The 14,178-nt window shown below is 56.0% G+C and carries 10 protein-coding genes; 5 read left to right on the forward strand and 5 right to left on the reverse strand.

All coding sequences use genetic code 11. The annotated features are described in order from the left end of the window. Window positions 1-341: 341 nt before the first annotated feature. Window positions 342-1,442, reverse strand: coding sequence for a PLP-dependent cysteine synthase family protein (locus tag ACUHMQ_RS12060; protein ID WP_445295710.1), 1,101 nt, complete (start codon window positions 1,440-1,442; stop codon window positions 342-344). Window positions 1,443-1,631: 189 nt separating this feature from the next. On the opposite strand from ACUHMQ_RS12060, the gene ACUHMQ_RS12065 reads away from it, so the two are divergent. Together ACUHMQ_RS12065 and ACUHMQ_RS12070 are read left to right on the forward strand one after the other, a co-directional pair. Continuing rightward, the gene (locus ACUHMQ_RS12065) at window positions 1,632-3,449 is read left to right on the forward strand and encodes a DUF885 domain-containing protein (RefSeq protein ID WP_445295711.1); all 1,818 of its coding nucleotides are present in this window, start codon (window positions 1,632-1,634) and stop codon (window positions 3,447-3,449) included. 53 nt (window positions 3,450-3,502) lie between these two features. Then, complete coding sequence (locus tag ACUHMQ_RS12070) at window positions 3,503-4,618, forward strand: acyltransferase family protein (RefSeq protein ID WP_445295738.1); 1,116 nt, start codon at window positions 3,503-3,505, stop codon at window positions 4,616-4,618. Here ACUHMQ_RS12070 and ACUHMQ_RS12075 read toward each other — a convergent pair. After that, complete coding sequence (locus ACUHMQ_RS12075; RefSeq protein WP_445295712.1) at window positions 4,610-5,725, reverse strand: glycerate kinase; 1,116 nt, start codon at window positions 5,723-5,725, stop codon at window positions 4,610-4,612. The two genes, ACUHMQ_RS12070 and ACUHMQ_RS12075, sit on opposite strands and share 9 nt — an antisense overlap. Window positions 5,726-5,796: 71 nt before the next feature. Here ACUHMQ_RS12075 and clpB point away from each other — a divergent pair, with 71 nt between their 5' ends. Beyond that, on the forward strand, window positions 5,797-8,379 hold the full coding sequence (gene clpB / locus ACUHMQ_RS12080) for an ATP-dependent chaperone ClpB (RefSeq protein WP_445295713.1): 2,583 nt from the start codon (window positions 5,797-5,799) through the stop codon (window positions 8,377-8,379). A gap of 125 nt (window positions 8,380-8,504) precedes the next feature. Here the strand turns inward: clpB and ACUHMQ_RS12085 are convergent, their stop codons facing one another. Beyond that, the gene (locus ACUHMQ_RS12085; protein WP_445295714.1) at window positions 8,505-8,891 is read right to left on the reverse strand and encodes a hypothetical protein; all 387 of its coding nucleotides are present in this window, start codon (window positions 8,889-8,891) and stop codon (window positions 8,505-8,507) included. Between the two features lie 422 nt (window positions 8,892-9,313). Between ACUHMQ_RS12085 and ACUHMQ_RS12090 the strand changes: the two genes are divergently transcribed. Together ACUHMQ_RS12090 and ACUHMQ_RS12095 are read left to right on the forward strand one after the other, a co-directional pair. Next, complete coding sequence (locus ACUHMQ_RS12090) at window positions 9,314-9,622, forward strand: STAS domain-containing protein (protein WP_445295715.1); 309 nt, start codon at window positions 9,314-9,316, stop codon at window positions 9,620-9,622. An 8-nt stretch (window positions 9,623-9,630) separates the two neighbouring features. Next, entirely contained in the window at window positions 9,631-11,328 is a 1,698-nt protein-coding gene (locus ACUHMQ_RS12095; RefSeq protein ID WP_445295716.1) for a SpoIIE family protein phosphatase, read from the forward strand. Between the two features lie 248 nt (window positions 11,329-11,576). Here ACUHMQ_RS12095 and ACUHMQ_RS12100 read toward each other — a convergent pair whose 3' ends face one another. Together ACUHMQ_RS12100 and ACUHMQ_RS12105 are read right to left on the reverse strand one after the other, a co-directional pair. Continuing rightward, a complete protein-coding gene (locus ACUHMQ_RS12100) occupies window positions 11,577-12,710 on the reverse strand; it encodes a response regulator (RefSeq protein WP_445295717.1) in 1,134 nt (377 codons plus the stop codon). Window positions 12,711-12,964: 254 nt separating this feature from the next. Then, window positions 12,965-14,044 (reverse strand): sensor domain-containing diguanylate cyclase, encoded by a 1,080-nt coding sequence (locus ACUHMQ_RS12105; protein ID WP_445295718.1) that lies wholly within the window; start codon window positions 14,042-14,044, stop codon window positions 12,965-12,967. Window positions 14,045-14,178: the final 134 nt, after the last annotated feature.

The following is a 14,178-nucleotide window of genomic DNA, read 5'->3' on the forward strand; positions in this document are numbered from 1 at the left end:
AAAGCCTTACGTTGCATCGGGTTGGCACGCGCCACCTTGAATCTGCACTGGAAGATTGCGGGGTACAACTTGCAACGCTTGTGCTATCTGAAGGTCGCTGGCGTGGTGGCCTTCTGATGCCAGGAATCTGTCTGGATTGGCTGGAAATGACCAATTCGGGAGAGAAAACGATGCAAGACGAGTGATAAGTTCCGGAACGAGCTGTCTGGAAGCAACGCAAGGTCGACTTACGCCGCTGTAATGTCAAAAAGTCGGGTTATTCGAGGTGCCCAAGTCTACTGCACATCGGCGATACTCAAGCGATACATGAGTCCTGCTCACGGTTGCGCAGTAGGATCCACTCACGCTTCACACATGGGCAACCCCGGCAAAGCCTCCCCCGCCAGCGCACGCGCCAATGCTGCATCGGCCTGTACCGTGTCGATGCCACGCTCGGTATACCAATCCGGCCGGTAATAACTGTGGGCATAGCGCTCGCCGCTATCGCACAGTATCGTCACGATCGAACCGGTTTGACCAGCAGCATGCATCTTATGCGCCGCCTGCAGCACTCCCACAAAGTTGGTCCCTGTCGACCCACCCACCCGCCGCCCCAGCTGGGTGCTGACATAACGCATGGCAGCAAGGCTCAACGCATCCGGCACCTTCAACATGGCATCAACACAGGTGGGGATAAAGCTCGCCTCCACGCGCGGCCGACCGATGCCTTCAATGCCTGAACCACAGGGCAATACCAAGCTGGTATCTGGCTTACCAGCCAATGCACTGCGGTAGTAATCGAAGAAGACTGAAACCTCTGGGTCGGCGCACAGAATACGGGTTGGATGCCGGCGATAACGTACATAGCGGCCCAATGTGGCGCTGGTACCACCCGTCCCCGGCCCACAAACCACCCAGGAAGGGATGGGGTGCGGTTCGTCTGCCATCTGTTTGAAAATAGATTCTGCAATATTGTTGTTGGCGCGCCAGTCGGTCGCGCGTTCAGCATAGGTGAACTGGTCCATGAAATGGCCACCGGTCTCGCTGGCCAGACGTGCCGATTCGGCATTGATGGCGCCCGGGTCATCCACCAGATGGCAACGACCGCCATAGAATTCGATGGCGGCAATCTTGTCCGGCGAGGTGGAAGCAGGCATCACAGCCACAAAAGGCAACCCCAACAACCGGGCGAAATAAGCCTCCGACACCGCAGTAGAACCACTGGAAGCCTCGATCACCGTACTTTGCTCATGCAGCCAGCCATTGGTCAGCGCATACAGAAACAAGGAACGGGCAAGGCGGTGCTTAAGGCTGCCCGTCGGGTGGCTCGACTCATCCTTGAAATACACCTCGATGCCCGGATAAGCCGGCAAAGCGAGTGGAATCAGATGCGTATCGGCTGAACGGTTGAAGTCGGCCTCGATTTTCTGGATGGCGGCGGCCACCCACTGACGCTGGGGCATGATGGTAGACGAAAGGATAGGGAACAAGTTTCGATCTTAGAAGGCATATGCCCACTTGGCGAATTGCCGCAAACCCGAGAATCGGCAGTTCAGCCACACTTGTTTGCCAATTACGCCCGCAAAACCACGGTTTGGGCCGTCTGCTCGCTACAATCGGCGTCAACCAATACCAACAACAGAGGATTTCGCATGCGTTTGAAACATGTCGCTATTGGTGGCGCCGTTGTCGCAGGATTGGCCGCCGTCGCGCTGACCAACACCTTATTCTTCCGTCCGTGGTCTATCAGGGTGTTTTTCGAACGCGTTGCGTTTGAGGAGTTACTGGAGTCCCCCCAAACCCTCTCGGATCTGCGCCTGTTTGAACCTTGGGGCATACGCCGCCACAATGCCTTGCTGGATGATGCAAGCGATACCCGATTCGACCGTCAACAGACCCGAGCCCGCCAAAACCTGAGTTCTTTGCTGGCTTACGACCGTACGAGCCTCCCCCCTTCGCAGCAATTGTCGTACGACACCCTGCGCTGGGCCCTGGAGCAACGCATGGCCGGAGCAGATTTTTCCTTGCACAATTACCCGGTCAATCAAATCTGGGGCGAGCAGATCAATATCATCAACTTTCTGGTCAGCACCCATCAGGTAAACGACGTCCGCGATGCAGAAGACTATCTTGCCCGTCTGCGCGCCGTGCCTGCAAAGCTTATTCAAGTTGAAGAAGCACAGGCCAACCGAGCCAAGAAAGGCATTGTCGCGCCCAACTTTGCGCTACAAAAAGCCGTCGATGGCATGCATGCCTTTCTGGATATGCCACCGGAACAAAACCCGCTCTATACAAGCTTTGCCGACAAGCTCAAGCAGACGAAACTCTCTGATGCCGACCAGAAGCAGTTATTGGCTGGCGTGAAAGACCTGCTGAATGCTCAGGTATACCCAGCTTATCAGCAGCTGGCAGATGCAACCGAAACTTTGGCGAAAACACATCCGCGTAACGATGGGGTTTGGTCATTGCCCAATGGGTCTGCTTATTACGCCTGGGTGCTGCGCGGTCATCTGACAACGAGTCTGTCTCCCGACGCCGTGCACCAGCTGGGCCTTGTGGAAGTCGCCCGTATCCAGAACGAGATGCGCGCCATTCTGAAGGCGACGGGCGAACAGGATGAGGATGTAGGGCAAGCCTTGGTACGACTTAACGACGACCCGCGTTTCCTTTACCCCGATACCGATGCAGGACGCGAACAGGTCATCACCGATTACAAGAAGATTCTGGCCGAAGCCCAGACATTGCTGCCCAAAGCATTTGGCCGACTCCCCGCAGCCAATCTCGACGTACAGCCCGTGCCCAAGCTCAGCGAGAAGACGGCCGCAGGCGCCTACTATGAAGCCGCCGCGCTCGATGGCAGCCGACCTGGCATCTTCTATGCCAATTTGCATGACATCAAGAGCAGCTCTCGCTGGAACATGCGTACGCTGGCTTACCACGAAGGGTTGCCTGGGCATCACTTGCAAACCGCGGTAGCGCGCGAACAAACCGATCTGCCCAGCTTCCGTCGTTTCAACTGGTATACCGCCTATGGTGAAGGTTGGGCGCTGTATGCCGAGAAGCTGGCTGATGAAATGGGCCTGCAAACCGACCCCTACGACAAACTGGGCCGCCTGCGCGCAGAACTCTTCCGCGCCGTACGGCTGGTCGTGGACACCGGCATGCATGCCAAGCGCTGGACGCGTGAGGAAGCAGTGGACTACATGATGCAGACCACCGGCATGAGCGAGGGCGATAGCGTAATCGAGATTGAGCGTTATCTGGTCGCCCCGGGCCAGGCCTGCGCCTACAAGATCGGCATGCTGAAAATCCTGGAGTTGCGCGAACGCGCCAAACAGCAATTGGGGCCGCGCTTCGATCAACGCATCTTCCACGACCTTGTGCTGCGTAATGGCCCATTGCCGTTGGACTTGCTCGAACGTGGGGTAAACGACTGGGTGGCGCAGGGTGGTAAAGCACTCACCAGCTGAGCCCTGCGTACCAAATCAAGACGCCTCTGACCGAGGCGTCTTATCCATTGAGTGTGACTTCCGTGACCGATCCGATCGCCCGCACCGAAAAGCAACGCTTCGTCATCCTCGACCTGTTGCGCTTTGCCGCTGCGTTGGCGGTCACGCTCTTTCATTTCGGTTTCCGTGGGTGGATAGAAGATGCCTCGGGCCACATCGTCTTCCCCTATGTCGCACCCATCGCAAAGTATGGTTATCTCGGTGTCGACGCCTTCTTTCTGATCAGCGGATTCGTGATCCTGCTTACCGCGCTGAATCGCAGCCCAAGCGGTTTTGTGGCATCGCGCATCACCCGGCTTTATCCGGCTTATTGGCTATGCGTCTGTGCAGCGTTCACGGGCTTTTACCTGATGGAAAGCCGAAATGACGGCCATGCCTGGCTGACTTTGCTCGCCAACCTGACTATGTTCCAGGAATTCCTGGGTGCTGAACATATCGACGGCATCTATTGGACCTTGGCGGTTGAACTGCGCTTCTATTTATTGATCTTCATCGTGCTGTTGCTAGGCCAGATGCGCCGCATCGAATACTTTTTGTGGCTTTGGCTGGGTGGTTTGCTGCTTATCGACCTGCATGTCGTCAGCAGCCCGCAGTGGCTGGACGAAGCGTTGTTACGCCCGTGGGCGCATTACTTCATTGCAGGTGCTGCCTTCTATCTGGTCTGGCTGCATGGGCTGCGTTGGCACCGTTGGCTGCTGCTGGGTTTATGCGCCTTACGGGCTGTTCAACATGCCTATTGGTATATGTTGCTGAAGGTAAAACTGACTGCGGTACCGATGGACAGGTGGGTGGTGTGCGCCGTGGTGCTCGCCTTGTTTGCGCTGTTCATGGCGATTGCGCTGCGTAAGCTGCCTGCAATCAAGTTGGGCCGCCTGGCTAGCGTCGGCGCCCTCACCTACCCGCTGTATCTGGTCCACGAATTGCTGGGCAAGCTGCTGCTGTTCGGCAAACTCGATGAACGCTTTGCGAGCCTGCAGTTGATCACCGTCACTGCATTGGCTGTTTTGTGCGCCTGGGCAATACACCGCGGCGTTGAACGGCCACTGGCGGGTTGGCTCAATAAGAAACTCCAACCGCGTGTTTCCCCTATCCAGTCACAAACGCTGGAAGCTCGATCCGAGCTACCGTAAGTAGGCCCTAGCCCATTCCACCGTCTGCTTCGTCAATAAATGGGCGGCGAATTGTGTCGCCTCTGCTACAGACACGGTGGGGCCCGTCAAACTCAAGCAGGCAGCAAAGCAGCTTTGCAAGGCTGGCAAGGCTGCAGGTTCTATACCACCCGATAACAGCACCGCCGGTACTCCCCGTTCCGCGGCATAGCCTGCTACCCGCCACGGTACCTTGCCCAGTAAGGTCTGCCTGTCCGAGCGGCCTTCGCCTGTCAGCACATAATTGGCACCCGCAAGACTGGCTTCCAGACCTTGTAGATGGGCTATTGTCTCAGCCCCCGGTTCAAGTCGCCCACCCAACAATCGTATCGCCCAACCCAAGCCACCTGCCGCACCGCTACCGGCCTGAAGGCGATAGTCCTTGCCCACCAGCGCATCGCCCAGCTCCCCCAAATGCGCCAGGCATTCATCCAACTCGGAAATCTGAGACGCAATTACGCCCTTTTGCGGACCAAATACTACAGTCGCCCCCATGGGTCCAGCCAAGGGGCTGGTTACATCTGCCAACCCAACCAGTTCGGTATGTTCCAACCTGGGGTCCAAACCACTCAGATCCAGCCGGTGCAGGCCCATCAACCCTGCTGGCGTAGGTGGTAGCACAGCCCCCTTTGCATCGAGTAACTTTGCCCCTAACGCAACCAACAGACCCGCCCCACCATCATTACTGCCTGTGCCACCCAACCCCACCAGAATGCGTGAGTAACCCGCGTCCAAGGCAGCCTTGACCAACATGCCCAAACCCAAGCTATGCCGGTGTTCCACCCGGCTGTCGCCCACCGCATGCAGCCCGACCACCTCGGCGGACTCCAGCACCGCAGTGTTATCGGCTAGACGCAACCATTTAGCGGAAACAGGCTGGCCTGCCAGATTGATCACCTCTTCGATCAACCCGTCTGCTGGCAAGACCGCGGCAATCGCTGCCATGGTGCCCTCACCCCCATCTGCCATTGGATGCAAGCGGATATCGGCATCTGGCCACACCTGCCGCACACCCGCCGCCATGGCAGCAGCAACCTCTGCAGCACCAAGCGAGCCTTTGAATGAATCGGGCGCGATCACAATTTGCATAGTCGACCTAATCTTGAAATGCGCTGTTGCCTCCCCCAACTTGTAAGTATTGCTAACCAGGAGTAGGCACCATGCGCTACGACAAACTGACAACCAAATTCCAGCAGGCCATTGCCGATGCGCAATCGCTGGCTCTGGCGAGTGACAACCCATACATCGAGCCGCAACACGCGCTGCTGGCACTGCTGAACGATACCGACTCCGGTGCGGGTTCGCTGCTGGCGCGTGCCGGGGTCAATGTGAACCGGCTGCGTACAGGGCTCGATGATGCCATCAAGCGCCTGCCGCAAGTCAGCGGCACCGGTGGCGAGATCAGTGTATCGAAGGAATTCGGCAACCTCCTCAACCTGACTGACAAAGCCGCAATGAAACGTGGTGATCAGTTCATTTCGAGCGACCTGTTTCTGCTTGTATTGACCGAGGACAAGGGAGAAACCGGTCGGCTGCTTAAAGAACACGGGGGCAAGAAGGAAGCCATCACCGCTGCCATCGAAGCCGTACGGGGTGGCGAAAGCGTCAATAGCGCCGATGCCGAGGAAAAGCGCGAGGCGCTGTCCAAATATACGCTGGACCTGACCGAGCGGGCGCGCCAAGGCAAGCTCGACCCGGTGATTGGCCGAGATGACGAAATCCGCCGCGCCATCCAGGTGTTGCAACGGCGCACCAAAAACAACCCCGTGCTGATTGGTGAACCCGGGGTGGGTAAAACTGCGATTGTGGAGGGACTGGCCCAGCGCATCGTCAATGGCGAAGTGCCCGAGTCGCTCAAACACAAAAAGTTGTTGGTGCTTGATCTTGCGTCCCTTCTGGCTGGGGCCAAATATCGCGGGGAATTCGAAGAGCGCCTGAAAGCTGTGCTGAACGAATTGGCCAAGGACGAAGGTAACACCATCATCTTTATCGACGAGCTGCACACATTGGTGGGCGCAGGCAAGGCGGAAGGCGCGATGGATGCCGGCAATATGCTCAAGCCGGCCCTTGCGCGTGGTGAACTGCACTGCCTGGGTGCAACCACGCTCGACGAATATCGCAAATACATCGAAAAGGATGCCGCGTTGGAGCGGCGTTTCCAGAAAGTGCTGGTCGATGAACCCAGCGTCGAAGCGACCATCGCTATCCTGCGCGGACTACAGGAAAAGTACGAGATACACCACGGCGTGGAGATTACCGACCCGGCCATCGTCGCAGCTGCCGAACTTAGCCATCGCTATATCACCGATCGCTTCCTGCCCGACAAGGCCATCGACCTGATCGACGAGGCTGCCTCACGCATCAAGATGGAGATCGACTCCAAGCCCGAGGTCATGGATAAGCTGGAGCGGCGTACCATCCAGCTCAAAATCGAACGCGAAGCCGTACGGCGTGAAAAAGACGAGGGTTCGATCAAGCGCTTTGCCTTGATCGAGGACGAGATTGCCCGGTTGGAAAAGGAATATTCCGACCTGGAAGAAATCTGGAAAGCCGAGAAAGCCGCAGTATTGGGCTCGCAACACATTCGTGAAGAAATCGACCAGATCAAGCAGACGATGGAAGAAGCACGCCGCAAGGGTGACTGGCAACGCATGAGCGAGTTGCAATATGGCCAGCTGCCCGAGCTGGAAAGCAAGCTGAAGGCTGCCGAAGCCAGCGAAACCGGGGCGCGTGAAAACAAGCTGCTGCGTACCCAAGTAGGTGCAGAGGAAATCGCGGAAGTAGTCAGCCGTGCTACTGGTATTCCTGTCAGCAAAATGATGGAAGGGGAGCGCGACAAACTCTTGCAGATGGAAACCGCTTTACATCAGCGCGTTGTAGGGCAGGACGAGGCTGTCACGCTGGTGGCCGATGCCATCCGCCGCTCACGCTCGGGCCTGGCCGACCCGAACCGCCCCTATGGCTCTTTCCTCTTCCTTGGGCCTACCGGTGTGGGCAAGACCGAGCTCTGCAAAGCACTGGCAACCTTTCTGTTCGACACCGAGGAACACATCATCCGCGTGGACATGAGCGAATTCATGGAGAAGCACTCGGTAAGCCGCCTGATTGGGGCGCCTCCGGGCTATGTGGGCTATGAGGAAGGTGGCACGCTGACCGAAGCGGTGCGCCGTAAGCCTTACTCGGTGATTCTGCTCGACGAGGTCGAAAAGGCCCACCCCGATGTATTCAACGTGCTTCTGCAGGTACTAGACGATGGCCGACTGACCGATGGCCAGGGCCGTACGGTGGACTTCAAGAACACCGTGATCGTGATGACGTCCAACCTCGGCTCGCAGCATATCCAGGCTATGGCAACTGATAACTACCAGGTGGTGAAACTGGCGGTTATGGGAGAGGTGAAAACGCACTTCCGGCCGGAGTTTCTGAACCGGATCGACGAGGTGGTGGTATTCCACGCACTTGGTGAGCGCCAGATCTCAGGTATCGCCCGCATCCAGCTGCAGCGCCTTGCACAACGTGTGGCAGCGATGGACATGGCGCTGTCGGTCAGCGATGCGGCACTTCAGCATATTGCTGAGGCAGGCTTCGACCCGGTATACGGTGCACGCCCCTTGAAACGTGCCATCCAAAGCGAAATCGAAAACCCGCTTGCCAAGGCGATTCTCGGTGGGCAATTCGCGGCAAAGGACACGATAAAGGTGGACGTCCACGATGGGAAACTGGTGTTTGGTAAGGCAGCTTGAACACATGGGACGCAAAAGCGTCCCTTTTTTCTTGCGTTAACACCTGAGAAAAACACATCTAGAAAGATATTACTGAGAGCACATGAGCCCTGATCACGGCTGCGCAGTAGGATCGTGGACAGGTTCTAACTGACTGTCGGCTCACTAGGCCCCGCCACCTCCATCGACAACCCCAACTCACTACAAACAGTCGTCGGATCCTTGGTCGCCAGCACCAAAGTCTGCCGCATAAAGCCCTGACGCAGGTTGACGCCGATTGATTTGGTAATGTTGTCGTAACGGGCGGTATAACCCTGCTCTTCCTGGTTATTCTCAGCCAGCATGGTGCCGGGCTTTTGATAAATGCGCCCGAACGATACGCGGGTACAGGCATCCACCGTATCGATCTTTTTGACCATTTCGACAAGATCGATATCTTTCACCGACAAAGCCAATACTGCATGACCATCGAGCTTGCGCCCCTTGCAGGTCACGGTTAAGTACGGGTCTTTCTTTTTGCCTAAACCGAACATGATTCCATCCTATGCCAGCCAAGCAGGCGCAACGCTATCCTGGTTTGATTGTAGTCCTGCTCACAATCGCTTGCTGGCGGCTTGTCAAAACCACAAAGAACCGGTCTACCGTCTGCTGCGCATCTGCAATATGGCGTTAAAGACATCCTCGGAACGCTCATTTACCACGCATAAACTCCGCTTCCTCGGCTGTCTTCGCCTTGTCTTGCTTTAGCTCGCAAGGCTTTGAATAGGTTTTTGATACATCCGCCCCCTTGCCGCGCGCCCCTGTAACACTATCTAACACAGCTGCATAGCAAGATCGAAAACAGGTTCTAAGATTAAGAACCGGCTTTTGCCCACCGAATATCGAACAATTGTCGGTTCATCCACTCCGGCCATACGAGCAATGTTCAACAGCCCCTAACTAAGAGGTAGCAACCATGTCGGTTAGCGTCCATTCCAATGAAGGCCTGGCAACGATCTCGATAAGTGGCAACTTCAATTTCGCCCTCAATACGCCCTTTCGCGAATGTATGCAGAAAGCGCTTGCCACCCCTGAACTACAAGCCATCGATGTCAGTCTGTATGAGGCAACCTATGCCGACAGTTCTGCCCTGGGCATGCTGCTGGTATTGCGCGACCAGGCGCACTCCGCCGGTGTTACACAGCTGCGGATTGTAGGGGCGCGGGGAACGGTGCAACAGGTCTTGAATATCGCACGCTTCGAAAAGTTCTACACCATCGGGTAGGTAAACCTGTGGCCAACAAACTGACTATTTTGGTGGTTGACGATGTCGCCATGAATCGTCAACTGCTCGCCCGTTTGATCGGGCATCTGGGCCATGAGGTATCCATGGCAGTCAATGGCCGCGAAGCTGTCGATGCCTGCCGGGTTTCCATGCCGGACATCATTCTGATGGACGTGATGATGCCGGAAATGGATGGCTTAGATGCCACCCGGGAAATACGGCAGCTGCCCAGCAACCGTTGGGTGCCCATCATCTTCGTGACCGCTGTCCATGAACGTGAGGAACTGCTACGCGCATTTGAAGCCGGCGCGGACGATTACCTCACCAAGCCGCTGGATGTCACGCTTTTATCCGCCAAGATCAAGGTGCTTGGCCGGATTGTCGAAATGCAGCAGCATATCGCGAAGGATACGGCCGCCCTGCATGCCTACTACCACAAGAATGAAGAGGAACAGATACTTGCCCACCATGTGCTTGGGCAGATGACCACATTGAACAATGCCGCCCACAGCGACATCCCCTACCAAACCCACCCGGCGGTGAACTTCAGCGGTGATGTCATTTCCGTCGCCCGTACGCCGACCGGGAAAGACCATATCCTGCTGGCCGACAGCACAGGGCACGGCCTGGCCGCCGCAATCAGCTGTCTGCCCGTGGTTACCGCCTTTCGCACCATGACGGCACGGGGATTCAACATCCCGGCCATCGTTCGTGAAATCAATTACAAGCTGCACGAGGTACTACCGGTCGGCCGCTTTGTCGCCGCAGTAATGGCGGAGATCGACTACCAGGAAAGTCTTATCAGCATCTGGAACGGCGGTATTCCGTTTGCCACCTATGTCGATGACGCAGGTCGGCTCGTACGACAGTTCGATTCCAAGTATCCGCCGCTTGGCATTCTTTCCAATGACGCGTGCGAAACCGTACTCGAACACTTCCGTTGGACCGTCCCCGGGCATCTGGTCATCTGTTCCGATGGCCTGACCGAAGCCACCAATGCTGAAGGTGAAGCATTTGGCGAAGAAAGACTGCTCAAGGCTATTGCACGTTCGAACAAGGCCGATATTCCCTCGTCGGTAATGGAGGCCGTGGAAAGCCATCTTGCAGGTGCAGAGTGCCACGACGATCTATCTCTCCTGGCTGCGCCATGCGTCCAGCACGAGCTTGAAACTGCGCCGCGCGAACCCATCACACCGGTTCATCTGAACCTTGCCGATTGGGAAATCAAGATGACGTTCCATGCTGCGCAGATCCGCGAGGACGCCTGCATGCCTGTGTTACTGGGCTGGTTGAACCAGATTGCATTGAACGAAAAGCAATTCAGCGAGGTGCTGCTGATGTTGAGCGAATTGCTCAACAACGCGCTCGATCACGGGCTGTTGCGACTCGACTCACGCGAAAAGAACGTCCAGGACGGCTTCGACCACTACATTGCCCTGCGCCAGGAACGACTGACAAAGCTCCAGTCGGGAAAAATTGAAGTCGGCATGTCGAGCTCCACCGTCCAAGGTAAGCGCAAACTCATACTATGGTTGGAGGACTCTGGCCCAGGCTTTAACCATGCCGATATTCTTAATGCCGAAATCAGCGGTGACGGCGAACAGACATTCGGCCGAGGTATCGCACTGATCAAAACCCTGTGCGAAAAAATCGAATATAGCGGCAAGGGCAACCGGGTAGTGGTGACTGTAGACCTGCAGGACTGAAGGCAACACGCGCCTGCCGGTCAATCTTGCTTTTGCCTGGGTAAGGCGACAGGAAACGGACAACGTGGGCTTGTCAGAATCTGGCCACAGTTGCGCAGTAAGATCATGAAAGGTCGTAAATCAGCTTAAAGTCTTGCGAGCTAAAGCGAGACGAGGCGAAAACAGCCGAGGAAGCGGAGTTTACGCGTGGTAAATGAGCATTCCGAGGTTGTTTTCAACGCCGTATCGCTGACGCGCAGCAGACTTTGTTAACCCTCAGCCGACTCCCGTTTCATCATCTGCACAATATGCGTCAGCTTATCCTGTATCTCCGACCCACCCACCTGCATCTGGCTTAGCCGCGACAACCCATCACGCACAATGGTCACCAGGTAATCTTCCTGCGCCTCGGTCAGCGTGATTCTCAACAAGGCTTGCTCCACACTGTGCACCACCTCATTCGCCGCCACCGTGACGGCCGTTTGCATCTCGCGTTGCGCTGAATCGATACCCACCAGTGTGGTCGACACCTCCTGCATCAGGCTGGTAAGCAACGCGCCACGCTGTTCCGACCTGACTGCAGCATCAATTGCCTTGGCTTTTGAAGCAGCTGATTCTGTTAATACCGCGAGGTGGTCACGTAGCCGGCCACAGAAGTCGGCATCCTCCAACGGCATGTTGTTAATCAAGAGAATAACCGGGGGGTAGTTGATCGCCAGCCGGGTCTTCAGCTGCACCAACCTGTCCATGCCCGCCATGTGGTTGGCAACCGACACATCCAATGGGCTGGCAGGCCCCTTGCTGGTCCGGGTGTAAAGCTGGGAGAAGGAACGTATCTGGGCAACACCGTTCAGGTCGAAACTGACTATCGAAGCCAGCAACGCATCTGCCAATTGTTCCTGCGTGGTACAGCTGTTGAACGAGCGGATACCCTCTACCACAGCGCCCATTTCGCCAAGACTCGTCAAGCTCGTCATGGCGGCATTGGTCGCGAAGGAAACGCCTTCCTTGAGCTGCTTGCGTTCACGCGCCAGGGCAAGCAGCGCTTGCACACGCGTCAACAGGAAGGAAAGGTCAAAAGGTTTGGTCAGATAGTCATCGCCACCCGCATCAAAACCTTTATACCTGTCGTCATTGGTTACGCGGGCGGAAAGGAACAGCACCGGCACATCGACCAGACTGTCATGCCGCTTCATACGGCGACATGTTTCATAGCCATCCATGACTGGCATTTCGGCATCAAGCAGTATCAGGTCCGGATGCACACTGGTAAGCCGCTCAAGAGCATGCCTGCCATTGACGGCGAACTGGATCTCGAAATATTCGCCTAACGCTTCCTTCACCAGCTCGTGGGTAAAGTCATCGTCATCCACGCTCAGGATGACTGGCTTTTCATCAGACATAGCTTTCTCCTCCTGCCAATTATTTAACTGCAATAGAGCATGGTCGTCGCGCTGGCTATGTATGCCTACCGTCCCAAGAGCCTGCTTACGATCCTACTGCGCAGCAGTGATTAGGGCTTATGCGCTGCTCGAAATCCTCATGTACAAAAGTACATTCCGGTTTCTGCACTGCTTTGCACCCTACTGACTGCTGCTCGTGACGGATCGTGAATAGGCTCTCAGAACCCGTTCAAATGAAGCATTGAACAGGCCCCTCAACCAGATACTCTATCTCCCTCCTTCATACCCAGCGTCATCAGGAAGATACGGTTTCCCTTTTCATTCCTGGCCTGGAACAACGCTGCGTTGGCTGCACTCAGCAGATCACTGCTGGTAAAAGCCTGCTCGTAACCGGCAAAGTCCACACTGACAATGCCTATGCTAGTACTTGTCTCCACCACCATCCGGTCTGCGCGGCCCGAAATAGGGTCCAACTTGTTCAACGCGGCATACAGGGTTGAGGCTGTGTCGTAGAGCTGCTGCGAACTAACCGCGGCAAACAACAGCAACTCGTCCTGCTTGTAACGCCCGAGTGTCCAGTCCCCCTGTATTTGCGGGCGCAAACGTGACACCACCATCTGCAACATCTCATTACCGGTCTGTGCGCCAAACAAGGCTACATATTCGTTATATCTATCGAGCGAAATCACAGCAACGCTGAAGCTCAGGCGTTGTACCCTCGTACGCGCCAACTCTCTTTCAAACAGCGACATCAACGGTGCAGAGAGCCAGATACCGAGGTCAGGGTCGAGCAGCTGGTGCCCACTGGCCTCTTTGTCTTCCAACCGCACCCACCTGCCTTTATTGATTTGCCAACTCAGCAATGCTTCTTCGGTACAGGTACCAAGGTCTTGCAATGCCTGTAGTTGCGTACCGTCTAACGTGCGGGGCTTGCGATCGATAATGCATAGGGTGCCAATGGCAAATCCTTCACTGTTCTTGATTGGATAACCTGCATAAAAACGTATGCCTGGCTCCCCCGTCACCAAAGGGTTGTCAGCAAAACGGTTGTCCAGAAGCGGGTCCGATATCACCATGGTTTCATTTCGCAGGATGGTATGGCCGCAAAACGAAATATCACGACCAGTCTCTTTGACCGGCAGGCCGATGCAGGACTTGAACCACTGCCTGTTCACGTCGACGATGGACACCAGTGCAATCGGCACGTCGAATACTGACTTGGCAAGCCGAGTGATACGGTCAAAAGTCTCCTCGCCGGGCGTATCCAGCAGCTGCATATTCTGCAGCGAAGCAATACGTGCAGGCTCATTGTCGGGAAGCGGCGGCTTTTCCATAAGCATATTCTCGTGCAAGCACCCATGTTCAGGGCCAAGGACATAAGTACACTATAGGTGGCGCAACTTCGAGACGCACCATCAAACCCGCCGTACGAACTGCCTGTCGCTACAAAGCCTACACAGATAGGTAG

This window comes from Chitinimonas violaceus (assembly GCF_052601015.1).